Annotated in this window: 28 protein-coding genes and 2 riboswitches; of the genes, 5 read left to right on the forward strand and 23 right to left on the reverse strand. The window is 38.4% G+C overall.

Annotated elements, in window-relative coordinates; translation table 11 throughout:
• Positions 1-2 precede the first annotated feature (2 nt).
• The 7 genes from cobK to BG04_RS24995 all read right to left on the reverse strand — a co-directional run bounded on the left by cobK (position 3) and on the right by BG04_RS24995 (position 7,366).
• Positions 3-770 carry a precorrin-6A reductase gene (gene cobK, locus BG04_RS24970; RefSeq protein WP_034651546.1) on the reverse strand — a complete coding sequence of 256 codons (768 nt, stop codon included), beginning with the start codon at positions 768-770 and terminating at the stop codon, positions 3-5.
• Positions 767-1,678, reverse strand: coding sequence for a sirohydrochlorin chelatase (locus tag BG04_RS24975; RefSeq protein ID WP_034651543.1), 912 nt, complete (start codon positions 1,676-1,678; stop codon positions 767-769). Before BG04_RS24975 ends, cobK begins: the two co-directional genes overlap by 4 nt.
• Positions 1,679-1,696: 18 nt before the next feature.
• Positions 1,697-3,319, reverse strand: a complete 1,623-nt coding sequence (cobJ, locus tag BG04_RS24980) for a precorrin-3B C(17)-methyltransferase (RefSeq protein WP_034651540.1) — start codon at positions 3,317-3,319, stop codon at positions 1,697-1,699.
• Between the two features lie 13 nt (positions 3,320-3,332).
• Positions 3,333-3,713 carry a (2Fe-2S) ferredoxin domain-containing protein gene (locus tag BG04_RS24985; protein ID WP_034651537.1) on the reverse strand — a complete coding sequence of 127 codons (381 nt, stop codon included), beginning with the start codon at positions 3,711-3,713 and terminating at the stop codon, positions 3,333-3,335.
• A 102-nt stretch (positions 3,714-3,815) separates the two neighbouring features.
• Positions 3,816-3,995: riboswitch (cobalamin riboswitch) on the reverse strand.
• 118 nt (positions 3,996-4,113) lie between these two features.
• Positions 4,114-4,292, reverse strand: a riboswitch (cobalamin riboswitch).
• 147 nt (positions 4,293-4,439) lie between these two features.
• On the reverse strand, positions 4,440-4,598 hold the full coding sequence (locus tag BG04_RS31145; protein ID WP_013057318.1) for a hypothetical protein: 159 nt from the start codon (positions 4,596-4,598) through the stop codon (positions 4,440-4,442).
• Between the two features lie 350 nt (positions 4,599-4,948).
• Positions 4,949-5,986: a M42 family metallopeptidase gene (locus tag BG04_RS24990; RefSeq protein WP_034651535.1), complete on the reverse strand. Its 1,038-nt coding sequence runs from the start codon at positions 5,984-5,986 to the stop codon at positions 4,949-4,951.
• 108 nt (positions 5,987-6,094) lie between these two features.
• Positions 6,095-7,366 carry a cation:dicarboxylate symporter family transporter gene (locus tag BG04_RS24995; RefSeq protein WP_014459829.1) on the reverse strand — a complete coding sequence of 424 codons (1,272 nt, stop codon included), beginning with the start codon at positions 7,364-7,366 and terminating at the stop codon, positions 6,095-6,097.
• A 386-nt stretch (positions 7,367-7,752) separates the two neighbouring features.
• Between BG04_RS24995 and brnQ the strand changes: the two genes are divergently transcribed.
• Positions 7,753-9,108, forward strand: coding sequence for a branched-chain amino acid transport system II carrier protein (gene brnQ, locus BG04_RS25000; RefSeq protein WP_034651532.1), 1,356 nt, complete (start codon positions 7,753-7,755; stop codon positions 9,106-9,108).
• Positions 9,109-9,149: 41 nt separating this feature from the next.
• Here the strand turns inward: brnQ and BG04_RS25005 are convergent, their stop codons facing one another.
• The 5 genes from BG04_RS25005 to BG04_RS25025 all read right to left on the reverse strand — a co-directional run bounded on the left by BG04_RS25005 (position 9,150) and on the right by BG04_RS25025 (position 12,913).
• Positions 9,150-9,527: a hypothetical protein gene (locus BG04_RS25005; RefSeq protein ID WP_016764375.1), complete on the reverse strand. Its 378-nt coding sequence runs from the start codon at positions 9,525-9,527 to the stop codon at positions 9,150-9,152.
• 14 nt (positions 9,528-9,541) lie between these two features.
• On the reverse strand, positions 9,542-10,699 hold the full coding sequence (locus BG04_RS25010; RefSeq protein WP_034651529.1) for a hypothetical protein: 1,158 nt from the start codon (positions 10,697-10,699) through the stop codon (positions 9,542-9,544).
• Positions 10,700-10,885: 186 nt separating this feature from the next.
• Entirely contained in the window at positions 10,886-11,083 is a 198-nt protein-coding gene (locus BG04_RS25015) for an IDEAL domain-containing protein (RefSeq protein ID WP_013057324.1), read from the reverse strand.
• Between the two features lie 133 nt (positions 11,084-11,216).
• Positions 11,217-12,500, reverse strand: coding sequence for an ammonium transporter (locus BG04_RS25020; protein WP_013083425.1), 1,284 nt, complete (start codon positions 12,498-12,500; stop codon positions 11,217-11,219).
• A complete protein-coding gene (locus BG04_RS25025) occupies positions 12,497-12,913 on the reverse strand; it encodes a hypothetical protein (RefSeq protein WP_013057326.1) in 417 nt (138 codons plus the stop codon). The genes BG04_RS25020 and BG04_RS25025 overlap by 4 nt, the downstream gene beginning before the upstream one ends.
• A 429-nt stretch (positions 12,914-13,342) precedes the next feature.
• On the opposite strand from BG04_RS25025, the gene BG04_RS25030 reads away from it, so the two are divergent.
• Positions 13,343-13,795 (forward strand): DUF1641 domain-containing protein, encoded by a 453-nt coding sequence (locus BG04_RS25030; protein ID WP_013057327.1) that lies wholly within the window; start codon positions 13,343-13,345, stop codon positions 13,793-13,795.
• A gap of 33 nt (positions 13,796-13,828) precedes the next feature.
• Positions 13,829-15,007, forward strand: coding sequence for an NAD(P)/FAD-dependent oxidoreductase (locus tag BG04_RS25035; protein WP_013057328.1), 1,179 nt, complete (start codon positions 13,829-13,831; stop codon positions 15,005-15,007).
• 45 nt (positions 15,008-15,052) lie between these two features.
• On the opposite strand, the gene BG04_RS25040 is transcribed toward BG04_RS25035, so the two are convergent.
• From BG04_RS25040 to BG04_RS25050, 3 genes are all read right to left on the reverse strand, one after another.
• The gene (locus BG04_RS25040) at positions 15,053-16,009 is read right to left on the reverse strand and encodes an AEC family transporter (protein ID WP_034651524.1); all 957 of its coding nucleotides are present in this window, start codon (positions 16,007-16,009) and stop codon (positions 15,053-15,055) included.
• A 12-nt stretch (positions 16,010-16,021) separates the two neighbouring features.
• Positions 16,022-17,725 (reverse strand): NAD-dependent malic enzyme, encoded by a 1,704-nt coding sequence (locus BG04_RS25045; RefSeq protein ID WP_034651521.1) that lies wholly within the window; start codon positions 17,723-17,725, stop codon positions 16,022-16,024.
• A 241-nt stretch (positions 17,726-17,966) separates the two neighbouring features.
• Positions 17,967-18,740 (reverse strand): zinc-binding metallopeptidase family protein, encoded by a 774-nt coding sequence (locus BG04_RS25050; protein WP_230586548.1) that lies wholly within the window; start codon positions 18,738-18,740, stop codon positions 17,967-17,969.
• Between the two features lie 16 nt (positions 18,741-18,756).
• On the opposite strand from BG04_RS25050, the gene BG04_RS25055 reads away from it, so the two are divergent.
• Entirely contained in the window at positions 18,757-19,557 is an 801-nt protein-coding gene (locus tag BG04_RS25055) for a PucR family transcriptional regulator (RefSeq protein ID WP_034651518.1), read from the forward strand.
• A 17-nt stretch (positions 19,558-19,574) separates the two neighbouring features.
• On the opposite strand, the gene BG04_RS25060 is transcribed toward BG04_RS25055, so the two are convergent.
• The 4 genes from BG04_RS25060 to BG04_RS25075 are packed head-to-tail and all read right to left on the reverse strand — an operon-like array spanning position 19,575 to position 22,313.
• Entirely contained in the window at positions 19,575-20,045 is a 471-nt protein-coding gene (locus BG04_RS25060) for a hypothetical protein (RefSeq protein ID WP_034651515.1), read from the reverse strand.
• Between the two features lie 21 nt (positions 20,046-20,066).
• Positions 20,067-20,291, reverse strand: coding sequence for a non-oxidative hydroxyarylic acid decarboxylases subunit D (locus tag BG04_RS25065; protein ID WP_013083432.1), 225 nt, complete (start codon positions 20,289-20,291; stop codon positions 20,067-20,069).
• A 16-nt stretch (positions 20,292-20,307) separates the two neighbouring features.
• Positions 20,308-21,729: a non-oxidative hydroxyarylic acid decarboxylases subunit C gene (locus BG04_RS25070; RefSeq protein ID WP_016764385.1), complete on the reverse strand. Its 1,422-nt coding sequence runs from the start codon at positions 21,727-21,729 to the stop codon at positions 20,308-20,310.
• Between the two features lie 2 nt (positions 21,730-21,731).
• Complete coding sequence (locus tag BG04_RS25075) at positions 21,732-22,313, reverse strand: non-oxidative hydroxyarylic acid decarboxylases subunit B (protein WP_016764386.1); 582 nt, start codon at positions 22,311-22,313, stop codon at positions 21,732-21,734.
• A gap of 113 nt (positions 22,314-22,426) precedes the next feature.
• Here BG04_RS25075 and BG04_RS25080 point away from each other — a divergent pair, with 113 nt between their 5' ends.
• On the forward strand, positions 22,427-23,296 hold the full coding sequence (locus BG04_RS25080) for a LysR family transcriptional regulator (protein ID WP_034651512.1): 870 nt from the start codon (positions 22,427-22,429) through the stop codon (positions 23,294-23,296).
• A 69-nt stretch (positions 23,297-23,365) separates the two neighbouring features.
• Here the strand turns inward: BG04_RS25080 and BG04_RS25085 are convergent, their stop codons facing one another.
• From BG04_RS25085 to BG04_RS25100, 4 genes are all read right to left on the reverse strand, one after another.
• A complete protein-coding gene (locus BG04_RS25085; protein WP_028408284.1) occupies positions 23,366-24,322 on the reverse strand; it encodes an AEC family transporter in 957 nt (318 codons plus the stop codon).
• A 707-nt stretch (positions 24,323-25,029) separates the two neighbouring features.
• A complete protein-coding gene (locus tag BG04_RS25090) occupies positions 25,030-25,434 on the reverse strand; it encodes a YkvA family protein (RefSeq protein WP_013057340.1) in 405 nt (134 codons plus the stop codon).
• Positions 25,435-25,533: 99 nt separating this feature from the next.
• Positions 25,534-25,815 carry a hypothetical protein gene (locus BG04_RS25095; RefSeq protein ID WP_034651511.1) on the reverse strand — a complete coding sequence of 94 codons (282 nt, stop codon included), beginning with the start codon at positions 25,813-25,815 and terminating at the stop codon, positions 25,534-25,536.
• An 88-nt stretch (positions 25,816-25,903) separates the two neighbouring features.
• The gene (locus BG04_RS25100; RefSeq protein ID WP_034651509.1) at positions 25,904-26,539 is read right to left on the reverse strand and encodes a DUF1796 family putative cysteine peptidase; all 636 of its coding nucleotides are present in this window, start codon (positions 26,537-26,539) and stop codon (positions 25,904-25,906) included.
• Positions 26,540-26,601 lie beyond the last annotated feature (62 nt).

Here is a 26,601-nt window from a genome sequence, read left to right on the forward strand (position 1 = left end):
AATCAACTCCTAGTTTGGTTTACTAAAGCATGAACCACTTCTTCAAAAGTGGAATACACGGTCCCATACTCAATTTTCGGTCGCCCAATCATAATAATATCTAAGCCTAACTCTTTGGCTGCTTCCACTTTTTCATCCACAGATCCAACTTTTCCGCTTTCTTTTGTGACCATGACCGTCACTCCGTATTGCTTATACAGTGCTCGATCAAACTCTTTTGTAAAAGGCCCTTGAATAGCAATAATATTTTTTTGCGGAAATCCTAATTGCTGGCACTTTTCCATATTATCCAGCCTTGGAAGCATACGAGCAACAAGCCGTACATCTGAAAGAGGAAGCAGCTTTTCTGTAAAAACCTGCAGCGTTTTGCTGCCTGTTGTCAGCATAATAACTCCTTTTTTCTCAGCTGCTACTTCTGCTGCTTCTTCATACGTAGAAACCATCGTCATATTATCATAGGCAAAAGCCTGCGAAGCCCGCTCATAGCGTATGTAAGGAATCGCTGTTTCAGCAGCCGCGCCGATAGCATTTTTAGATGCTTCTTCTGCAAAAGGATGACTTGCATCCACAATAGCTTTTACACGATGTTCGTTTACAAAATCCATCATATCTTCTTTTTTGAGACGTCCAATTTTCACTTTCACTTCTGCACGCTGTAATTCGATAGCTGCGTTTTCGGTTACAACCGTTGCCGTAACCTCATGACCTGCTTTTTTCACTTGCACGGCTAATGCACGTGCATCGCTAGTTCCGGCTAACAATAAAATCATTTTAGCTCGCCGACCTTATCTTCATGGTGGTCGTGGTCATGATGGTGATCGTGGTGATGGTGTCCGTGATCATGGTCATGATCGTGATGATGGTGGTGATCAATATGCTCCATAATGCCGAGGCGATATTGACACGTATCGCAGTTCATTTTCACTTCACCTTCTAATCCTTCTTCAGCACGTTCTTTTAAAATTGTCTGCAGTTTTGGATGAAAACCGAAATAGCCAGCTAGCTTAAATTCGATGTTTTCATGCTGCATTTTATACTGCTTCACCATTTCTTCTAATCGCTTAATTAGTACTCCTGTAAATAAGAAATACGGGAGAATAACCACTTTTTTAGCGCCCAGTTTTAAACATCGCTCTACCCCTTCATCAATCAGTGGAGCAGTCACGCCCATAAAAGAAGTTTCAACGATTTTATAGTTTGTTTTTTCCCAAAGAAGGCGCGTAATTTTATATAGATCACTGTTTGCATCAGGATCACTTCCTCCTCGCCCTAAGACAATAACAGCCGTGTCTTCAGCTGGAGTTTCTAAATTCTCTCCTGATTCTTGTAATCTCGTTTTTAAAATTTCCAGGGCTTCTTCATGAACGCCAATGGGACGTCCGTATACGAAGTTTACGTGTGGATATTTTCCCTTAGCTTCATCTATAGCCGCCGGAATATGTATTTTAGAGTGGCCGGCAGGCAAGAGCATAATTGGAATTACAACTACATCTTTTGCTCCTTTTGCCACACATGTATCAATGCCTTGACTTACATTTGGGCGTTCAAATTCTAGAAAACACGTTTCTACTAAAATAGATGCGTCCCAATCATGCTTCATAGTCGAAATAAATTCGCGAATTTGATCGTTCCCTTCAGGATCTCTGCTTCCATGACCGACAAATAAAACTGATTTCATATAATGCCCTCCTATTTTTTAATCTCCACACGGAGCTGGTTCTACTTTTATTTTTGGTGTTATATCTTGATAGTCGAATCCATAAACGTTCTTCACACGCTTAAAGAATTTATGAAATCGCTCATTAGGATGACCTTTTTCTTTATATTCATGGACAATGTTCTCGACTATTTCAATAATGTCATCAGGTGCTATGCCTTCCGCCACAATTTGACCTGAATGCGCATTGCGTCCAACCGTTTTAGCTCCTAAAAATAAATCAAACGCACCTTTTCTATAGACAATGCCGATATCTTCTTGAACTGCGCCATAGCAGGCCATGCCGCATCCATTAATACCAAGCTTCAGCTCTTTTGGCATGTCCATTCCCCCGAGGCGCTTTTGTAATTCTTCCGTATGTGGAATAGCATCGCTTTTTTCTCCGTCACAAAAATCACACGCTTTGATTGTGAACACATCTCCGACCGGAGATAGTAAAAAGGAAGCTGCTTGGAGCTTTTTAATAATCACATCTGGTTGAGTCGTTGGGATTTGCAGTTTGATTTGATGGTCAGGTGTATACTCCATCGTACCTTTTTCACCAACAACTTCTGCTAGTGTTGTCATTTGAACAGGCGTGAATTTCTTATTTGCAAGTCCTGGACTAACCGCCACTTCGAAAATGGACTGTATTGGCTGATGTACGACCGCAGAAGTAGGTTCACCTAAAATTGCTTGAAGCGCTTCTTCTGCAAGAACTCGTGAAGTTGCTGTTTCTTCTGGTGTGGTCTGAACTGCTTCAATAGCTGAAGCTGTTTGCTTTACAGTCTCTTCTTGATCGAGAGCCCACGGTTCCGCTTCTTTTCGAAGTCGCTGATGCGGTCTTAGCGGCTGCTCCGTTTGGTTAAGGGTATATTTCCGCTGATATCCGCGCGGTGTAATCATTAAATCGTCGTAAAAAAACGTAGATGAATTCCCGACAACAACGGTAGTCAGCATGCCAATTTCATGATTTAACATGTCTTTTAAGTTGGTCATTACGACTTCTTCACGGTGACGATAAGCGCTTTTCACAAGACCAACAGGCGTATCAGGAGAACGGTACTTTAATAGAATCCTCTGTGCTTCAACAATTTGTCTTGTTCGTCTTCCGCTTTTTGGATTGTAAAAAGCCACTACGAAATCTGCTTGTGCAGCTGCTTCGATTCTTTTTTCGATTAGTTCCCATGGCGTAAGGTGGTCACTTAAACTAATTGTACAAGCATCATGCATCACGGGCGCTCCAAGGAGGGATGCGCATGAATTAATAGCCGAAATGCCAGGAATTACTTCCAGCTCTACGCCCGTTTCTTTTTTCCAACCTTTTTCAATCAACACTTCATACACAAGGCCTGCCATTCCATATACTCCTGCATCTCCGCTTGAAATGACAGCCACGGTTTTTCCTGCTTCAGCTTGCTTTACAGCTTCTTGTGCACGGCTTACTTCTTCGGTCATTCCCGTACTAATAATTTGCTGATTCGTTAACAGTCCTTGAATTAATTCCACATAGGTTTTGTAACCGATGATCATATCACTTTCTTGAATGGCTTCTCTTGCTCGCTGTGTAATATGTTCAAAGCTTCCCGGCCCAAATCCGATAACTAACAGTTTACCTTTCATGCTAGCTCCTCCTTTATGCGTTACTTTTTACTTTATCAATTCCTTCTATGGAGTCACTGTTTTCCGGGGAAACGAAACCATTTTGATCATATTCATAAATAATCGATTCCTTTATACTGCAGCCTCCTGCTAAATGTTCTTCGACAATCCGGTGAGCCACGGTTTCAGTGACCTGCTTGTACCAATCTCCTGAAGGATACACAATAGCTACAGGAGCATCTTTACATCGTCCGTTACAGCGTGTACGCGTTGTATGAACCGTTTCATCCAAATCCAGTTCCGTCACTTTATTTCGAATAGCTTGGGTGGCTTCTTCTCCACCTTTTCTCATACAGCTGCTTCCATTACAAATCAATACGTGATGTTTTGTTCCGTTTAAGTTCCACGTCGTCACACTCATTCGCTCCTTTACTAAAAAAAGCGCCTCTATCAATGATAGAGGCGCAGAAAAATTCAAACTAAGTTTTTGCACTTCCACCTATATCCCGTAGGGTAAGCTTCGCATTAAAGAAAGGCTGGTTTCCTGACTTCGATTCATCACTTGACTGCGCCTTCCCGAATACAGTGGCATATGCAATCAGCTCATCTTCACAGTGGCGGGTACCGCGCTGGCTTCACACCAGACTTCCCATTTAACACAATGTAAACATTGCGCACCTTTTTTGCACGATATGTAGTTTTACGACATGAGAAAAACCCGCTTCGCTAATATGCGAGCGGGTAAAACGTCAGAATAAGAGTGTACACGAATGCCACTTTAAGCCAACGTTTCCCTTCCCGCTCCCCGAAGAAATAGAAACTTCACAATAAAGACAGGTCTCCTGACTTGTGTATCATTCTACTTGAGAACCTTCCCGTGATTTTTCCACAGTGGTTATACTCGTTCGTCCACACTTACAGTTGCGGGGGCAGTACTGGTCTTTCACCAGTTTCCCTATTAAGCCTTCTTGGCATCTTTGTTGTTGCTGTTTGATATATATGAACCTTTTAAACTATCAGAATAATAGAAGTAACTACCATATCATAGCGTACATTTTTTTTTATTTCAACTCTATTCTTTTCGAAAGATACAAGCATCTATAAAAAAAACAAGAGCATAAAGTCAGCTCTTGTTTTTTCATTATATAGCTACTAATGTTAAATGAGGATCGTTATAATACACCACTTCTGAAAGAACTTTACAGCCATTTGTTTTGGCAAAAGCTTCTCTCGCCTGCTTTTCAGTTTCAAATTCAAACATTTTCATTTCTTTTCCAGCATATACCGTCAGTACCCACATGAAAAGATTCGCCTCCGATTATTGTAGGGATCGTTATATCCACATTATGCCGAAACCATTTCCTTTTGAAAACCCATTCTACAAAACTTGTCACAAGAAACTTTTAAAAATTTAAAAACATTTTAACTTCTGTAAATGAACAAAATGTACAAAAGGTTTAAGCAATATTACACCTCTTTAAAAAGGTGCTTTTTAACCAACTGTTGCTTCACCAGTAAAAAATATATAGTATTTATTAAAAAAAAGAAGCCGGACAGCCGGCTTCTTTTTTAGGAAAGGAAAGTACAGACATCACAATCCCGTACTTCTCTTTATTTTGCATAAAAATACACTAATTAAATATTCCTTTCTTAAAACAGAACCATGTTCGACTGCACATAGTGATAAAGAAGCTTATACGTATGGTTTAATGAATCTTGATGCGTTCTCTCAAACGCATGAGAAGAATCAATTCCTGGACCAATTAAGCCGTGTACGATATCATGTCCAGCACGAATAGCAGCAGAAGCATCTGACCCGTAAAACGGATAAATATCTAATTTGTACTGAATATCATGCTGCTTAGCTAGCTCCACCAAATGCTTTCTCAAACCGTAATGATATGGGCCGCTTGAATCTTTTACACAAATAGACACGGTGTATTCATCGGTAGATTGTCCATCTCCCATAGCACCCATATCAACCGCTAAGTATTCTACTGTTTGAGGTGTAATGTTCGAATTTCCTCCGTATCCAATTTCTTCGTTATTTGAAATGAGAAAATGCGTAGTGTATGGCAGTTCGATCTGTTCTTCTTGAATTGTTTTCATGAGCTGAAGCAATAAAGCTACGCTTGCTTTATCATCGAGATGACGAGATTTAATAAAACCGCTTTTTGTTATTTCTACACGAGGATCAAACGAAACAAAGTCGCCGACTTCAATTCCAAGGCTGCGAACATCTTCTGCGCTATGTACTTTTTCATCCAATCGAATTTCTATATTTTCTTGATTTCGCTCAGCTTTCCCTGCATCTTTATACACATGAACAGATGTTTGATGCATAAGGATGGTTCCTGTAAATACTTCTCCTGATGAAGTTTCAATTTCACAATATTCTCCTTCAATAGAATTGTAACGAAACCCTCCAATCAAGTCGATTTTCAGACGTCCACTCGGTTTGATTTCTTTTACCATAGCACCTAATGTATCGACATGAGCCGTCAGCATGCGGTGGTGATCTGTATCTTTACCGGGAATAGTAGCGACTAAGCCTCCTTTTCGATTGCGATACGTTTGAATATTTAGCTCTTTTACATAGTCTTCGACAAATGAAATTATCTTTTCTGTATTTCCAGAAGGACTGGGAATCGAAACAAGCTTTTTAATTAACTGAACAGTTTCCGTCATTATGACACTTCCTTTGTCTCTCATTTCTTTTATTTTATCATATGTTTCAAAAAAGATAACAGGCAGCTCCAAACAAAACAAGCCGGGCAGCTGCCCGGCTTGTTTGTTTTAAGCTATGTTTGATTTCTTTAATTCATTTGTATAATTTAATGATTTTTGCTTATCAAATTCGCCTTCAGACTTCGACATCACAATTGCAGCTAAAGCATTTCCTACTACGTTAACTGTGGTACGCATCATATCAAGAATGCGGTCAATTCCTGCAATAAATGCCATGCCTTCAAGAGGGAAGCCCATAGATTCAAGTGTAGCAAGTACAACTACAAACGATGCCCCTGGTACACCAGCCATTCCTTTTGAAGTTAACATTAGCACAAGAAGGAGCTGAATTTGATCCATAATGGAAAGGTCGATGCCGTACATTTGAGCAATAAATAGCGATGCCAGGGCCTGATAAATGGTTGAACCATCTAAGTTAAACGTGTAGCCTGTTGGAATAACAAACGATGTAACCGATTTAGAACAACCGAAGTCTTCCATCTTTTTGATAAGAGATGGTAAAACGGCTTCTGAACTTGCCGTTGTAAAAGCAAGAAGCAGCTCGTCTTTTAACACTTTTATCAGCGTAAACATGCTTGTTCCAGCCATTTTAGCAATAATTCCAAGAACCACAAGCACAAAGAAAATCATGGTGAAGTAAACGGCGAACACTAATTTTCCTAATGGAATAAGTGATCCGACACCAAACTTTATAATATTAACACCAATAAGTGCAAATACACCTACTGGAGCAAATTTCATCACCAAATTAGTTACCCAAAACATTGCATCCAAGACGCCTTCAAAAAAGGCTAAAACAGGTTTTCCTCTCTCTCCAATCGAAGCTACGCCTACACCAAACAGTACGGAAAATAAAATGATTGGTAAAAGATCGCCTTCTGCTACGGATTGAAAGACGTTTGTCGGAACAATATGAAGAAGCTCTTGAGCAATCCCTGTACTTTCAGACGTTTTTGCCGTTGCCTCATATTGAGAAATATCGCTTTTTTCAATATGTCCCATATCAACCCCTGCACCAGGGTGGAATAAGTTCGCGGCAATAATCCCGACTACAATAGCAATGGTTGTAACAATTTCAAAATAAAGAATTGTTTTTCCGCCAAGCTTACCTAATTTTTTGATATCGCCTACTCCTGCGACCGCTACGATTAATGCTGAAATCACAATCGGTACGACAATCATCTTAATTAAATGAATAAATATGTCTCCAACCGGCTGTAAAATAGAAATGGCTGTATCGCTTCCATAAAAAATTGCACCTACAGCTACGCCTAAAATCAGTCCAATTAGAATCTGAGTTGCTAGACCTAACCTTTTCACTCTCTTGCTCCTTTCGCACAGTTGACTTTCATCCATCGAGCATATGCGGTTCCGCGAACCGTGTATAAATATACATCCTTACAGCACCTTATGTAAACAGTTCTTTACTAAAAGGGTGTAAGGCCGCACATGCGAATTTTTAAAAGCCACGGTTCTGTTTTATCATATCAAATAATTGTTGTATATTGAGATTTTTTTGCTAAGTATTTTTCTATTTTTGCTATTTCAGCGAATAAATTAAAAAAATAAAATTTTATATTGAAATATACATTTTAGGTTAGTATAATACGATACATGTTTATTTTTATTATTCGAATATAAAATTCTGAAAATTTTAATTATTCAACACGATAATAAAAAGCATTTATAATTTTGGAGGTTTTAACGTGTCAAACAAAGTTCCTTTTTCATTTATAGTGGTTATTGGCTTTATGCTTTTTGCCCTATTCTTCGGCGCAGGTAATTTAATCTTCCCTGCAATGTTAGGTCAGTCTGCTGGAAGCAATATTTGGTCAGCAAACGCTGGATTTTTAGTAACGGGTGTAGGTCTGCCTCTTCTAGGCGTTCTCGCATTTGGTTTTTCCGGAAAAGAGGATTTGCAGTCTTTAGCTAGTCGCGTACACCCAGCTTTCGGTATTATCTTTACTACGATTTTATACTTGGCAATCGGACCGCTTTTTGCGATGCCAAGAACGGGAAGCGTTTCGTTCGAAATTGGCGTTAAGCCTTTTTTATCAGAAAATCCAGGGCATCTTCCCCTTATTATTTTCACGGTAATTTTCTTTACTATTACCTGCTTTTTTTCGCTAAATCCTGCGAAAATTGTCGATTTAGTAGGAAAAGTTTTAACACCTATTAAATTAACGTTTATTGGAATATTGGTAGTTGTAGCTGTTGTGAACCCAATTGGAAAATTTGAAGCACCAAGCGAAGCTTATACAACACACTCATTTTTTAAAGGCTTCCAAGAAGGCTACTTAACAATGGATACACTAGCATCATTTGTTTTTGGAATTATTATTATTAATGCAATTAAAGAAAAAGGAGCAAAAACTAACCGACAAATCATCACAATTTGTGCAAAAGCTACGGCTATCGCTGCCGTTATTTTAGCTCTTATTTATAGTGCATTGTCCTATATGGGTGCTTCAAGCGTATCAGAGCTTGGACGTCTTGATAACGGAGGTACGGTTTTGGCTGAAGTATCAAATTACTACTTTGGCTCTTATGGAGGAATTCTTTTAGGTCTGATGATTACCGTTGCTTGTTTAACAACAAGTGTAGGCCTTGTAACATCTTGTTCATCTTTCTTCCATAAGCTGTTTCCAAGGGTTTCTTATAAGTTGATTGCTGTCATTTTATCAGCATTCAGCGCTGTTGTAGCAAACTTTGGTTTAACAGAATTAATCGCTATTTCGGTTCCGGTCTTAACAGCTATTTATCCGTTAGCTATTGTGTTAATTGCTTTAACATTCTTACATCCTTTATTTAAAGGACGTTCTGAAGTTTACCAAGTAAGCCTTCTGTTCACGTTTATCGTTAGTTTATTTGATGGCTTAAATGCTGCTGGATTCAAAATTGCGGCAGTAAACGATCTGTTTACATCGATCCTACCTATGTATGGAGTGGGTCTCGGCTGGGTAGTTCCTGCTATTGTAGGAGGATTAATCGGTCTTGGCATTACCTTCCTTCGTACAAATGATAATACGAACAGAAACACTTCAAGAAAATTGATTAAATAAAAAAGAGGATGCGAGTGCATCCTCTTTTTTATTATGGCGTCTTATGAGTAAGGAGTTTTTTTCTCCATTAACTTCACTTCTTCTTTTAACACATGTTTTTCGTATAGATATTTATCCGTTCGTTGAAAATGATATTTATCAGCTTTTTCTTTTTCAGATGTGGTCAAAAGCACTCGACGATCAGAAGCATCTGACACACCAAACGTTTCATTTTGATAAGTAGCATACGGAGCTACAAAAAACACTTCTTCAACAGCATCACGAGGAACTTCTTTTGTAAAAGTCGTGTCATTGTATGAAATGAATCCATTTGCTACATCGCCTTTATCATAGCTAATCAGCTTTACACACCCGTTTTCCGTTTCATAACATTCGTAATCCCGTTCATTATATGCTGCATACAAACCTTTTCGAATCACAAAAAACCAGTCCTTTACATTGGATTAGCAACCGCTGGCACAAATCGTTTTTCTTCTGCCATATAGGTAGCTAAAAGTACTTCTTCCCCATTTACCACTTGGTATAGTTCCGCTCCGTTTGCTGGTGGATAATAGTTATCAAATTTGAACTCTGGAACGGTTTCCCCGTTTCGAGATCCTGTAAACCCATTAAGCGTACATGGAGGTCCGTCTATTGTTTTTCCTCCGAACACAGTTCCGTAGGGAATATCAACATGGCTTACCGCTTGCGATTTGAATTTGATTACACCGTACGTCGATCCTTCTTCAGGAAACGGCCTTTTACCTGAACCATCGGTGTAATCTAAACGTAAGCTTTCAACAAAATCTTTGTACGAAGCAATATCATGAACATCTTCAGCTTTAGCTACATATCCTCCCACTGCCGTATAAGATCCATCTACATACTTTTCAATATCTTTAGCAGGGATCGTTTTTTGCAGCAGCGTATCTTTTGTAAGGGGAGAAACAGAATCACGTATAGCCTTCATTACTTCTATTTCATGAGAAGTTAATGTTTTAGCATCCTTTAATTTTAGTTCATTAAACTCCTTTTTTGTAAGATTGACGCGCTTCAGCACTTCATTAATTTTTTGATCGAAATCTTCTAAGCTTTCTAAATCTGAAGCCGTATAATGAGCATCAACTGTCCTTACATCTTTATATACTTTTTTAACTTCATTTAATTCATACTGTTCTACTTCATCAGCCGTTTTAAACGTTTCAACGCTTGAAATGGTTTTGCCATTCGTATCAGCTACAACGTAACCGTCTTCAGCTTTTATTACATATCCGACTTCTCCGTTACCTAACGCAATTAAGTCTGACTGTTGAAAAACGGCTTTCTCTTTTTCTTTTTGAAATTCCTTATCTGTCATTCCCTTAGTAACGAGAGCTTTAAGTTCTGATATGTCTTTACTGTCTTTTTGATTTGCTTCTACTTTCTCAGCTGTAACTGATGAAGTTTCTGTATTAGATGGAGAATGAGTGACCGTCCCGATGACAAAAATAAGACCAAACACAATCCCTATGCCATACAAAAATTTGCTTGTTTTATGAGCTCTAAATAAAATTCCTAACACAATGCAAACAATACCCGCAATCAAGCTATCTACTAATAATAGATGTCCCAACCAAACCCCTCCTCTTTAATTCTTATTTATGTTAAAAAAATCCACAAAAGAGGTCAATACAATTAATGTAAATAAAGTTTTAAATAGGAATATATTCATAATTATTACTAATTAATCCCTTTTAGTAGGTCTCAAAAATAAAACACACCACCTAAAAATAGATGGTGTGTGAAGTATAGTAAGTAATTAAGAAATTTGTTTAAGTTCTGATGAGAGTTTTAAAAACTCTTCTTTATTTTTCATCAATAGCGTGCGGTCGATTTCTTCTTTTAGCTGTGCTTTACGAAATTCTGCAATCGCCTTGTCTAAAATCATCTCAGCGAATAATGCATCAAGCACCTTTCCGTTGGATTTTTGCGGTGAATTAAGTAAATTCTTTTTCATAAGAAATCAACTCCTTGGCTTTTTTATAATATAACACAAATATTCTGACTTTTCAATCATTTAAACCAAGTATTTTAAATCTATTTTTTTCACATAAAAAGGCCGCCCTTTTGTTATAAAGCGCGGCCTTTTATTACGAATCTGAGGCTTTTTCTTTTACTTCCGCATAGTAATTTTCATATTCAATAAATTCAGGAGCTTGATGAGCTGCCATGATACCGTGGTAGCTGATATCTAAGCCCACTTCTTCTTCTTCTTCCGTAGATCGAAGCGGAACCACCAAGGAAATAACCTTTAACCCTATCCACGTCGTAACAAATCCCCAAGCGCATAGAGCGATTAACCCAAGAAGTTGAACTCCAAGTAACGTCCAGCCTCCTCCTGTAAACACACCGCCGTCTGTAGAAAACAAACCTACAGCCAACGTGCCCCATATTCCCGAAGCAGCGTGTACAGGAAAAGCTCCTACAGGATCGTCGATTTGACGTGCTTCGAGCCAGTTTGTAGCTGCCATCATTAATAAGCCAGATACAGCTCCAATAAAAATAGCAGATGGTGTGTTAACAAAAGCGCACCCGGCCGTAATGCCAACCAGTCCAGCAAGCGATCCATTTATTACAGAAGGTGCATCTGAACGGTTGTAGCGAAATAAAGTATAAAATAAAGTAGCTGCTCCGCCTGCTGCTGCTGATAACATTGTGACAATAGCAATGTGACCAATTCTAACGTCAGTGGCACTTAGCGTACTTCCTGCGTTAAACCCGAACCATCCAAACCATAATAAAAAAGCACCCACTGATGCAAGCGGCAAATTGCTGGGAAGAGAAACAGAACTAATTCCATTTTTCGTGAACTTCCCTTTTCTCGGTCCAATCATTATTGCAGCTGCTAAAGCTGAAAAACCACCAAGAGCATGGATAACCGCCGAACCGGCAAAATCAAGCATCCCTAACTTACTAATCCATCCGCCTCCCCAGATCCAGTGGCCGGCTATAGGATAGATAAATGTAGTCATCAAAATCGCATATAAAAGGTATGCACGGAAATTAATTCGTTCTGCCACTGCTCCAGAAACGATAGAAATGACCGCAATAACAAATGCACATTGAAACAACCAAAACGTTTCAAGCCCAATTGGAATGTCAAGGTGCGATAAATTACCTGATAGCGCAAAACCGCTTTTACCGACAACTCCGCCTAAATCATCTCCGTACATTAATCCAAAACCAATTAAATAGAAACAAAGCGTTCCTATTGTAATATCAGCGAATACTTTCATAATAATATTCACACTATTTTTGTAGCGGACAAAACCTGCCTCTAGCAAGGCAAAGCCGCCTTCCATTAACAAAATCATCGCCGCTGTTAACACGACCCACGTTGTATTTATCCCTAAACTTAGTTCATTAACACTCATATCCCAACGCCTCCACTGCTTTTTAATCGTTTTATTTCTTGTACAATAGCAGGCGAAAGTGTAATTTCACTTGTTTCTTCATTTTCCGCTTTTATTAATTCAAGAACTTCATGAAGTTCTCGCATTTGTGCTTTAAGGTGATCAATTTTTTTAAAGCGTTCCTTTACGTATACCATATACTCGACCGCTTGATGCTGACTTAAAGGACGCCCGGTAAAAAATTTACGAAACGGCGATAGTGATTGATACCAAGCTTCTTCAGCACGTTTCTTCTCTTCGTATTTACTAATTTTCGTTTTTATATCTTCTATTTCTTGTGCTTTAGCTTCTTTTAACTTCATTATAAATTCAATTAATTTTAATTGAGGCAATGTAATGACCACATTATGATAAAGTTCATCCACTATAACCATGTTATATCTCCTTACATAAGATGTTATATTCTGATTATATGTAGAACACTATAGTAAGTCAATGTAATTTTTTGAAAACTCTTTAAATAGTAAATGCGCCCTATCTTTTTAATACTTATAGAATATTAAGTCCGTATGTGTTGAAATATGACGTTATTTGTTTTATCGTAGGAAGAGGAATCATGTTAGTTCCCTATTTTAATTTTATTTACCTAGGCAATTATTCACTTTATTTCTTATAAACTTTTATTAAACATAGGGTTACGAGGTTCTTCACTTATTTTTTCAACGAAATGAGTTGATTTTATCTCGTATTAAAATTAAAATAGAATTATGTGCAAGATTTCACAACTTCACAATGTAGTTTGAAAGTCTAGCAGATAACTAGGAACTACATATGCAACAGTATCCAGCAAAGGAGGACTTTTCATGTCTCAATCAACTATTCAAAAATCAGCTGCAGAGGAAAATGCTGCTGTACAAACAGAAGCGGCAGTTAACAAAGGTCAAGCGGATGTGTTAGATCAATTGTTAAAGCCTGAAGTACAAGAAGCTCTTACTGTTCTTGTAGATAATTTACCAAAATTATCTGAAATGGTAACGGTGCTTACAAAAACTTACGACGTTGCGCAATCATTATTAACTGACGACGTATTAAAAGAAGATCTACTTGGTGGAGTAAAAGAATTTATCGAGCCGGTAGAAGGAACAGTAAAAGGTCTTGCAGCTACTGCAATCGAAGCAAACGATCGTGCAGAAGCAAATGCTTCTAATTCAATCGGTTTATTCGGTTTATTACGCATGCTTAAAGATCCACAAGCTCAAAAACTATTCCGCTTTGCACAAGCGTATTTAGACATTACAAACGAAAAACAAAAATAATTTTCATTAAAAAGTGTGGACGGAGGATCGACTATGTCAAAACATATTTTAATTTTAGGCGGCGGTTACGGTGGTTTATTAACTGCAATGACAGCTCGCCAACACCTAAGTGCGGATGAAGCAAAAATTACAGTAGTGAACCGTTTTGCTACTCACCAAATCATTACAGAATTACACCGTCTAGCTGTAGGCGGCGTTTCTGAACAAGCGGTAGCTTTACCACTTGATAAATTACTTAAAAACTACAACGTTGATTTAAAAATTGCAACGGTAAAAGAAATCTCACCAGATCAACGTGAAGTATCTCTTGAAGATGGTACAAAATTAAGCTACGACTACCTTGTTACAGCTTTAGGTAGTGAAACTGCTTACTTCGGTATCCCTGGTTTAGAAGAGCACAGCTTCGTTCTTAAATCAGTAAATGATGCAAACCGTTTACGTGCACACGTAGAAGCTTGTATCGCTGAATACAGCAAAACAAAAAATAAAGCTGACGGTACAATCGTAGTTGGCGGCGGCGGATTAACAGGTATCGAACTTGTTGGTGAATACGCTGACTTAATGCCAAGCCTATGTCTAAAACACGGTGTTGATCCAAAAGAAATTTCTCTATACTGTGTAGAAGCAGCTCCTACAGTTCTTCCAGGCTTCCCTGCTGAATTAGTAGAGCGCGCTCAATCAAGCTTAACAAAACGTGGCGTTACATTTGTTACTGGTACACCTGTAACAAAAATGGATGCTACAACTGTTGAACTTAAAGACGGCAGCAAAATTGAAACAAAAACAATGGTATGGACTGGCGGAGTTCAAGGTAATTCTGTAGTTGCTAACTCAGGTATCGAAGTAAACCGCGGTCGTGCACTTGTAAATGAATTCTTACAATCTACATCTCATAAAGATGTATTCCTTGCTGGTGACTCAGCGGTTGTAATGGGTCCAGAAGGTCGCCCTTACCCACCTACTGCTCAATTAGCTTGGCAAATGGGTGAAGTTGTAGGCGTGAACTTAGCAGTAGCTATTCGCGGCGGAGCAATGGAATCATTCGTTCCTGTCTTCTCTGGTACACTAGGAAGTCTTGGACGAAAAGATGCAATTGGTACAATCGGCGGAAACAAAACGCAATTAAAAGGTTTACCAGCATCACTTATGAAAGAAGCAAGTAACGTTCGTTACTTATCTCATATCAAAGGATTATTTGCATTAGCTTATTAATCCGTCTTAAAACGAAAGAGGAATTCTCCTCTTTCGTTTTTTTATTTACATAAGCCAAGAAATAAGAAGCGGCAGCGTAATCAACGATAAAATAGCACTAATGACAAAAGCAGATGCGGTTTCGTTTTCCAAGCTTTCAAACCGCAAAGCAATCATCGCAGCTACAGCAGACCCAGGAAAAGCTACCAGCAAAATAGCTTTTGTCACTTCATCTGAAGATAATCCTATCCATACTGCAATTCCGAGCATAACGATGGGTTGAACCGCTACTTTTAAGACGGCGATCCCAAGCGCACCTTTACTGAAGTTAATTTTTCCAATTCCAATCGTTACTCCTACCGCAAACAAAGCTGCTCCCGATGTGATACTTCCGATTTGATCAAGCATATCCTGTAAAAGTTTAGGTGACTGAAAGCCGCAAAGCGTTAAAATCACTCCAATTAACGGTACACATGCCAAAGGCTCAGATAAACCATGCAAAATGGAATGAACCGTTACTTTGAATAAACTTGTTTTCTCTTCCCCCTCTTTTCGCCCCCGTTGTCCAACGGTTCCTAAAATCGTTGCCAGCGGGTCTAAAATCGCGTTTACTACGATTCCTGTTATGGCAATTGGAATCGCTACGGCGCCTGCACCGAACAATCCTCCGAGTACTGGAATGCCCATAAAAGCAAACGTTGGCTGAGCTGAGTTTAGGGCAAACATAGAAGAAGAAGTTAACGTATGCTTCCCTGCATACTTCACGACGAGCAATATAATGATGTAAAACCCGACGATTCCTAAAATCAGCGCTACTAAAAACGGCCATTCGTCTATGAGTGTTTTTCTTGGAGTTGTCGTTACACCTACAAATAAGTGTGCAGGAAGCGCAAACTTCGTTACTAATGTGTTGAGCCCCTTAGACGTTTGCTTATTAAATTTTTTAAAGTGCCCTGCTAAATAACCAAGCAAAATGACAAAAAAGATAGGCGCGAGAATGAGAAAAATTTGACCTATGCTCATTTATCATTCACCTCATTCATTTCTTGCCTTAACCGGTTTATAAACAGGCTGCCATGCCGCTGCTTCTACAAGTTCAGTTACATTTTGCTTGGTAACAGTTGCTACGTTATCTTTTACAGCAGCATCAGCAACTGCTACAGCAACCGCCTTTGATACTTTTTGAAGATCTTTAATGTTGGGAAGAAGCGTATCTCCTTTTGTGTCTGTTTCTGCTATACGCGCTACTGCATTGGCTGCTTCTGCAAACATAGATTCAGTAAACTTTTGAGCGCGAACCACAATTGCACCTAAACCAAGACCCGGAAACACAAAAGCATTATTAGCCTGTCCGATTTCATAAGTGTGCCCGTTATATTCAACGGGTTCAAATGGACTTCCCGTTGCAATAAGGGCTTTTCCTTCCGTCCATTTTATAATATTTTCTGGAATAGCTTCAGCAAGTTTAGTTGGGTTTGAAAGCGGCATAATCACCGGACGCTCTACATGCTTTGCCATTTCTTTAATAATTTCTTCGGTAAAAGCATCCGTGACGCCTGATGTTCCAATTAAAATAGTCGGCTTCACTTGCTTGACAAGCTCCAACAGTGAAATTTTATTTTCATCGTCTTTTTCCCATTCTTTAATCTCTTCATTTTGGCGAACATACGGCTGTTGAAAAGGAGCTAAATCTTCCATATCTTCGGTTAACAGACCTCTGTAATCATATGCCCAAAAACGATCATACGCTTCTTCTTCAGATAGCCCTTCAAGCATCATCGCACTATGAATACGATCAGCATTCCCGATTCCGGCAGATCCCGGTCCAAATACAACAACCCTCTGATCTTTTAGGGGCGTTCCTGTAATACGCACCGCTGTTAAAACGGCTGCAAGAGTAATCACTCCCGTTCCTTGAATATCATCATTAAACGTTAAAATTTTATCGCCGTATTCTTTCATAATGTGACGCGCGTTAATATTCCCAAGATCCTCCCAATGAAGAAGCGCTTTAGGAAACTTGGTCGTTATTTCTTTTACAAATTGAGCAATAAAGCGATTATAGTCTTCTCCTTTTACTCGCTCATGACGATTTCCTAAGTACAAAGGATCTTCAAGAAGCTTTTTGTTATTGGTCCCCATGTCAAGAACAACAGGCAGTACGCGGCTTGGATCAATTCCCGCTGCCGCTGTGTAGACCGCTAACTTTCCAACGGCAATATTTATCCCTCCCACACCCCAGTCCCCAATGCCGAGAATACTTTCTGAATCCGTTACAACGAGCAAATCAATATCTTCGCCGTCGAGTCCTAAGTTTTCAATCGCCTCACTTAACCGATCCGCTTCATTTACGGATAAATATAGTCCGTCAGGTCGATGGTATTCATGGCTGTATTCTTGAATGGATTGACCTACAGTAGGCGTATAAATAATGGGAAGCATTTCACTTAAATGATCGCTTAATAAACGATAAAATAAGACAACGTTCCGATTATGCAGATCATTTAACGAATTATTTTTTTGAAGATCATTTGGCGCTTTTTTGAACTGCTCATATGCTCTTTTTGCCTGTTCTTCTAACGTTAAAACCGTTGGAGGAAGAAGTCCCTGCAGATGAAGCTCTTCTCTCTCTTCTTCAGTAAAAGCAGAACCTTTATTTAAATAAGAAGTGGATAAAACTGATTTTCCTTTTAGTGAAGTTGAAATTGACCCACCTTTTTCTATTTTATATGCTCTCATGTTTTTTTACCTCTTTTCCTAAACAATTAGATAGGGTTAGGGTCAGCAAAGAGATATATTTTTAACCATTTATTTTTAATGAAAACAAAAAAGAGATTGAGCCATAACTACATCAATCCAATCTAAAAACGACAAACGGGATAAATGAGACCTAACAACGTTCAACCTAACAATAAAAAATCCGAACGATTCATCGTTCAGATCTTCCTTACACGAAAATACGTTTTTTCCGCCTCGTTTTTTATACCACGCTATAGTTTTCCTGCTCACTTTCTGAGTAATTAGGTGGCTGTATATGTGAAGGCACAAGACATTCATAGCTTTCCCCTTCTAGTCTATCCTCCAGCTCTTGTTTGGCTTGACTAATCAGCTCTTGATTTTCTATCATTTCAATCGCCGTAGCCGCGATGGCTTTTCCAGCCAATAACATCGCATCGTGGGCATACTCCGTTTTCCCTTGAGCAACAGCTTGCCATGTATGAAACGGCGTAGCATAAGCCCACGTTGCAGTCACGCACTGTGCAGTGGGAACATTCCAGCTAACGTCTGCGACATCAGTTGATCCTGTCATGAAGGAAACATTTTTAGACATAGGAGCAATTTGGTTGAAAACCGGATGATCCGCTAAAGCTCTGTCTAGCAGTGAACCCACTTGTTTTTTTGCTGCTTCTTTATCTTCGGCGGATGTAGACTCGTAAATAGCTTTGGCAAAAGCTATTTCTTCATGTTTCACTTCAGCCAAATTTATTTGCATCATTTGCTTATGCATCAGCTGCTCCATTGTTTGATTTGGAATTAGATTAGCGCAGGCTCCTTGAATTTCCTGTTCCATTTGTGTTTCAGTCATTAAAGCCGCTCCCTTTGCAATTTTCACAACCCGTTCATAAAGTTCTTTTACTTGAGATGGTTTCGGAGCACGAATTAAGTACATCACTTCCGCTTCTGCTTGAACAACATTAGGAGAGATGCCTCCGCTATTTGTAATCGCATAGTGTACGCGCGCTTCATCTATCATATGTTCACGCATATAAATGCTGAAAAAACAAACGTTAGTCGATTTATTTTACAAGCGAACACATGAATTATTTAGTGAATACTTATCGTGTTATGACACCACTTTGCTGTATCAAAAAGCAGCTGAGCTAAACATTGATACAAAAAAGCATATTCTGATCGCTCTCATTACCATTCGTTCACAAGCGGACCTGCAGCTCTTAAACTTACACCTTCATCGCCTTGTATCTGACATCAAATCGGTTTTCAGCTCAAAAGCACCGGTCGTATACGGATTCGATACCAAAGTAACCATTGTATTTACGCTTGACCCTTATGAAAAACATCATGCTATTATCAAACAATTAGAAGATTTACTCTCAAAATGGCGTTACTACAATGAATGTCATGTAAAAACAGGGATTGGAAGTCGGTATTCTCATTTTACTCAAATAGGAAAAAGTTATAGTGAAGCTGAAAAAGCTGTCTCTTACCTGCTGTCTCAGCAGCAAGATGGATGCATGTTGTATGAGGAAATAGGAATTAACCGACTATTTATTAATCAATCAAAAGAAGAGGTCAAAACCTTTATTGATGAGGTATTTCTCCCTCTTAAGAACAATCATTCAAACGATGAACCTTTAGAGCAAACGCTAGAAGCGTATTTCGATAATAACCGCTCTGCTTCACTTACAGCTAAGCAGCTTCATATTCATGTTAATACACTCTATCAGCGGTTGAAAAAAATTGAAGGAAAAATGAACATATCATTTACAAACAGTGAACACCTATTAAAAGTTCAGCTAGCATGCTATTTAAAAAAATTTCATTACAGCTAAAAAACCGATTCTTATTTTTAAGAATCGGTTTTTTCAGTAGAAAGAACAGCCTCAATTGATTGCTTCCAGCGGCTCAGTACCTCTTTGGAATCATGAAGCTGAAATTGAATTCCTGATGTTAAAACTGCATATTTTGCGTAATCTTCTTTAACAGCGGCTACTTCTCCCGTAAATAGCTCATAGCCTGATAACACAGGAGCTTCTTTTTTTAGCCAAAATTTAATGTAATAAGCTTTTCCTTCAACAACTAATGTAACGGTTGCCCTATGATTCTGTATCATGTTTGTTGAAGAGGTTGTATCTTTCCATACTAACAGCTTGACGCGTGAAGAGCTAATAGCTACCAGCTCTCCTGCGCTAATCATGGCTACATGAGGAAAACCCTCGGATGTCACTGTAGATAGCAGCATTGCATCATGCTGTTTCCTTTCTAAGTCTTTTCCATTTAAAAATACGCGCACGGCTTTTGGCAGCTCTGCTTTATTCATTTTACTTACCACCTTTGCTTATTAAGATCGAGGTGGCACAGGAGGCACGTGCGTTGCCAGCGGTACGTCTTTTGGATTGACTTTAAATGGTCGAGGGTATTTTTCAGGATTGGTGATGGTCTCAGGTTCAGAAGAACGCCAGGTAAACAAACACACGTTGCATAAGTAAATCTCCCAGGCTCCTTCAACTGGTGATTTAGATACTAAGTTCGCTTGTTTGGCTTCACATCTTGGACAAGTATGCATGTCGATTCCTCCTTGTTTATTTTTGCATCATATTCGTTAAGATTTTTTCCCATTTTTCAGTTTCAAGTGGTGTATCTAAAGGCTGAGAATAGTGGCCTCTTGTTTCCGGTGCAACTGGTGTTGTAGCATCCAAAATCATTTTATCTGTAATACCAGCCGGCTCAGATCCTGGATCAAGTGGCAGAACTGAAAGATTAGGCACTGTTATAACATCGTGTTTTGGGTGCATTTTTGTTGATAGCGCCCACATGACTTGCGGTAAATTAAACGGATCCACATCTTCGTCTACTAAAATAACTAGCTTGCAATATCCTAATCCATGCGGCGTAGTCAATGCCCTCATACCAACCGCCTTAGCAAATCCTCCGTATCGGCTTTTCGTTGAAATGATAGCAACGAGACCATGAGTATACATCGCATTCACAGCTTCAATCTCTTCAGGATATGCTTCTTTTAGCTGCTGATATAAAGGAACGCTTGTATTAATTCCAATTAAATAATCTGTTTCTGTCCAAGGCATACCGATATATAAACTTTCAAAAATAGGATCTTTGCGATGGTATACATGATTGATTTTGATAACAGGCATGCTTCTGCCGCCTGAGTAATGACCTGTAAATTCGCCAAAAGGACCTTCATATTCACGTTCACCAGCTAAAATTTCTCCCTCTAAAATCACTTCTGCTCCCCAAGGTACATCTAAATCAGAAAGCTGAGACTTCACAATTCTGTACGGCTCACCTTGAATAGCTCCTGCCATTTCATACTCAGATTGATCGTAATGAAGCGGCGTAGCGGCTGCTGTAACAATCGCAGGTTCACATCCTAAAGCAATTGATACAGGGAGGTTTTCACCTTTTTCTTCGGCTTGTTTTAAATGAATGGCAATATCATGCTGTGGCACGGGCTGAATGCCTAGACGATCTTTCCCTTTGACCTGCATACGGTATATCCCTACATTTTGTTTACCGAAGTTCTCCTTATCATGCTGATCACGAGAAATAACACACGCTTTATCTAGATAATAGCCTCCGTCTCCTTGATTTAAGCGAAACAACGGCAAAAGATCGAATAAGTTAATATCGTCTGTTATTTCACACTCATGAAACGGCGCTGTCTCTTCTCTTTTCACTTTGACAGGAAATTTTTCATATCTCCGAGCAAACTCAAAGAACTGTTCTTTTACAGGAGTCGATTTAGGCAGCCCCATCATTAACGCGTGATTTGACCAGGAACCCATTACGTTTAGAGCTACCTTTGCATTGTGATATCCATAAATATTAGTAAACAATAATCCCGGCGTTTGATCTCCTAAATTACTGATGGCTTGACCTGCTGAACCCAAATCAGGATCAGGCTGCACTTCATCAGTAATCGTCAGCAGCTGCCCTTCTTTATGTAGCGTATCAAGGAAATCTCTAAAGTCTTTATAAGCCATTTTTATTTTCCTCCTTGTGATAAATGTTTAATTCCTTGCCATCTTTTTGCTTCAGGAAGCTCAATTCCCAACTGATCTAACGTTCGAACAGCAATATGTGTGACAATATCGTCGATCGTCTTAGGTTTGTTATAAAAAGCCGGCATAGGCGGCACCAGGATAGCTCCCATTTTTGAAAGATCCAGCATGTTTTCTAAATGAATCGTATTTAAAGGCGTTTCGCGAGGAAGTAGCACAAGTGGCTTTCTCTCTTTTAACATCACATCTGCCGTTCTCGCTATTAAGTTATCTGCTAGTCCCATTCGAATAGATGCTAATGTTTTCATACTGCAAGGACTAACAATCATTCCATCTATACGAAAAGAGCCGCTCGAAATTTTTGCTGCTTGGTCTTGATATGAATAACAATAATCTGCTAGCGCTTCTACTTGCTGAACGCTATAGGATGTTTCCAGCTTAATTGTGGCATGAGCCCAAGGCGACATGACTAAATGCGTTTCAACAGAAGCCTTCTTTAACAGCTCTAAAATTCGAATACCTAAAATAGCTCCCGTGGCTCCCGTTATTCCTACAGCTATTTTCATTTCCCTTCCTCCTCTCTGTTCTGGTTACACATTTAACTTTACACTTATTTTCCATACAATTAAAATATTGATAAAGTATATAATAATACCTTTAAAGTATGGAGTTGAATACAGTGGAATTAAGACAGTTGCATTATTTTATTGTCATAGCTGAAGAATTAAATGTGACCAAAGCGGCGAAGCGTCTGCACATGGCTCAGCCTCCTCTAAGCAGACAGCTAAAGCAGCTCGAAAATGAGCTAGGCCTTTTGCTTTTTGAACGAAACAATAACAAGCGCTTATTGTTAACGGTAGAAGGAGAGCTTTTTTTAAAACGAGCGAAAGACATTGTGCAAAGGGTCGAAAAATCAGTATTGGAAGTACAGGAATGCAAAAACGTAACAAATGAAAAGCTTGAAGTAGGATGTACAATCTACTGTGCATCAACCGTTCTCGATAAGCTAACTCTTATTCAAAAACAGTATCCAAACAGTACATTTAATATCTATGAAAACGAACCTGCTCATTTAAACGAATTATTGACGGAAGGAAAAATTGATGTAGCGGTCACTACTACAGACTTACCTTATCAACATGTCAAAACAAAAACACTTGCACCAGATATCTTTGTTGTAGCGGTGCCGAAAGAAAGCGGTTATGCAGAAGAAAAGATTTCAGTAGCCGAAATTGCTTCTCTCCCTCTTATTCTTCTTCGTTCAAATCGAGAAATAAGCATATACAATCGCATTATAAAAGAATTTGAAAAGATGGATATAGCACCTAATATTTTATGCGAATGCCATGACTCAGCTATGCTTCTTAATTTAGTATGTCGTGGCCTTGGTGCTGCTATTGTTCCTTATTCGATGCTATCTTCTTTTTCGCTAGAACATATTAAAATTTTAAACATAGAAGACAATCCATTTGTAATTGAGCCTTTAGTTACGTGGCGTACCGATAGTTATCTTCCCAAAATCGCTCAAGAATTTTTAAAGCTTTTTTAAGTATAGATACACAAAAAAAGGCTTTGCTAAAATAGCAAAGCCTTTTTTATTTTATATTGATATATGTGACTACATTAACCAAGAAATTAATAGCGGTAATGTAACAAGTGACATAATGGCACTAAGTACGAATGCTGAAGCTGTTTCACCAGCTAGGCTGTCAAAGCGCACTGAAATCATTGCTGCTACAGCTGAACCTGGGAACGCTACTAATAAAACTAATTTTACGATGTCAGCTGATGATAGACCCATTGCTGTTGCAATTCCTAACATTACAAGCGGCTGAATAGCCACTTTTAAAATCGCAATACCAAATGCTGCTGGGCTAAATTGAATTTTACGGATACCAATTGTTACCCCAACTGCGAATAGCGCCGCACCAGATGTAATTGAACCGATTTGGTCTAAGCTGCTTGATAGTAAATCTGGAGATTGGAACCCACATAATACTAATACTACTGCGATTAACGGAACACAAGCTAATGGTTCAGAAAGACCATGTAAGATTGATTTAATCGTTACTTTAAATAAGCTTTCTTCAGAATCTCCTTCACTTCTTTCGCGTTGTCCAACCGTACCAATAATAGTTGCTAAAGGATCAAGCATCGCATTTACTACGATACCCGTAATAGCGATTGGAATTGCTACTACATCCGCGCCAAACAAGCTACCTAATACGGGAATACCCATAAATGCAAACGTTGGCTGCGTAGAGTTTAAAGAGAACATAGACGCGCCTGTTAGTGAGTATTTGAATACATATTTTGCAACAAGTAAGAAAAGAACATAAAATCCAATAATACCAAGAACTAATGCTAATAAAAACGGCCATTTTTCAATAAGCGTTTGTTTTGATGTTGTTGTAATACCAACGAATAGATGTGCAGGTAACGCAAATTTTGTTACAAGCGTATTTAACCCTTTAGATGTTGTTGCATCAAACTTTTTAAAATACCCTGCTAAATAACCTAGCAAAATAACAAAAAAGATTGGGGTTAAAATAATAAAGATTTGACTAATTTCCATTTTTGAACACTCCATTGTTTAGATTAGAATCAATCATATAAATTTGCTTTCTTAGAAAGATAATTATTTTCTAAGGCTTGTCTATGGATATTGTTTACGTCAGGCCATTCATCTCCCCTTTTGCTAAACATCTCTACAAATATGAAGTAACGTATAATGGTTCATGAAAACGCATGGACTTTGTTTTTCTGCAATCATTTATTTACTTCGAAACTGTTCATTTAATCAACATCAAATCACATAAAACTTGTCATACAATACAGTAACTCTACAACCTTAGTAAAAACTTGTCATACAATCATGTTGTTGGCTTACTCAGGCTGAAAAAAAACACCTTCAAATGAAAGATGCTTAATCTTGTGACGAAAGAAAGCGACTTCTGATTGATGAGGAAGAATCTCTAAGAGTTTGAAACTCTCAGTTAAAAAGTTCCATAATTTCACAAAGTTTTTACAAACTATCTTACTTATTTGTATATTGCTTTCTGTGACGAATTTATGAACATGTTTTAACTTAACATTTGTAGGACAATTATTCAATTACATTGATTAAAATTTTAATGAAAAAAATATTTTAATCCTGCTTTTTTTACATAAAACGGATTAAAATAGTCACAAAGACCTATGTATTATCGGTTAAAAAGAAGATGATTCATCTATCACCTTCTTTTGCTCACTTTATTTAATAATGACATTTCGATCATAACGTTACTTTATTTTAGCATCAATAATGGAAAAATTGTGTTCTTCTGAAAACCACGTTTTAATTTTTTCTTTTGCTTTCAGTTTAACACCTTCATCAATGTACATGGCAACTTGAATCAATGCAAGCCCTAGAGCTCCTAAATCATCTGTAAATCCCACTCCTGCTGCAAAGTCTGGAATTAAATCTAAAGGAAGAATAAAATAACCTAACGCTCCTATAATGACTGCTTTTGCTTTTGGGGGAATATCAGGTTTTTGCAGCGTGTAGTATAAAAGCAGTACGGCATAAACAACGTTTGCTCCCGCTTTTTTACCAAACTTTTTAAGCTTGTCCCAAAATTTTTCTTCCGAATAATATTTGGCTGTTTCCTCTGTACGAACGGGTACAATTTCTTGTTTCTCTTCCATATCGATCACCCTTTCATTACCATATGTACTTATTATAAACGATTATCTTTACCCAATTCCATTGATAGATGAAACTCCATAAACCTGCACAAAGCAGGTTTATGAATTTTTTAACGAATAGTGCTTCATGACGATGGTAACTAGGTCATTCAGCGCTGTTTCACTTTTAGAATGATTTTCAAACTGCTGAATGAGATCCATATGTTCAAGCAGCACTTCGTAATTACCCGTCATCTTTCTGAGAACTTGATATGCGGAACTATTCAAATCCACTTGTATTTTCAAATCATCCAGCTGTGCTAAATACTCGTTCCAGCGCTGGTCTTGTTCTAGCAGCAGCCATACAATTTCCTTTATCGCCTTCCGCACATTGGACTCCATCTTTTCATCTCCTTTGATACACAGATATAACAAAGTCTATGAAAAAAACAAGCTTTCTCATTCCCGTATTAAACAAAAAGAGTTTCTTTTATTTTATAACAAGCCCGCTGAAGAGCTCTTCCCATACTTTATCATCGCGCAGCACGTCCATTGAAAAAATAGGTGCATATAAGACACACGTGTAAGGCAAGTCCCAGTTAGCTTCGGACAAAAGTTCTTTTTCACTGTTTGTCAGCAGCAGTATATAGAAATCGTTTTTGACCATTCGCTTTAAAATATGCTCTAATTCTTTCGCTTCTTCATACGTTCCACCCATACGAATAAACAATATACAAGAACTGGTCTCCATCGACGTTAAAAACCGCTCCGTTCTCCGCTCATACTTTTCTTTGACTTCACTGTACGAAAGCCAGTTATCTTCTGTATTGATAGACGACGGAAAATCATGAGCAGAATCAATTTGATACACCTTATCACGCAGTCTAAGGGTGGAACCGTCTCCGAAAGAACTAACATAGGTTAAATGTTCATATAAAAATAAGTCTTTACAGCGGTTTTTCAACAGCTGATTGACATGAGAAAGAGAAATGCTAATACACCAATCAATCACGCCGGCTTGTTTTCGCAAAGCATATTTTTTCATGTATATCCCTGGAAAACAGTTATAGCCTAAACTGTATATCATATCGTACTGCTTGCTTTTTAGTTCATTTAAAGTAACCATATTCATCCTCCCTTCTACTATAAAATATGACAGCTTTTTATAGAAAGAGGCGGCTTCTGCCT

Origin of the sequence: Priestia megaterium NBRC 15308 = ATCC 14581, assembly GCF_000832985.1 — a bacterium.
In the GTDB taxonomy this organism is placed as follows: domain Bacteria; phylum Bacillota; class Bacilli; order Bacillales; family Bacillaceae_H; genus Priestia; species Priestia megaterium.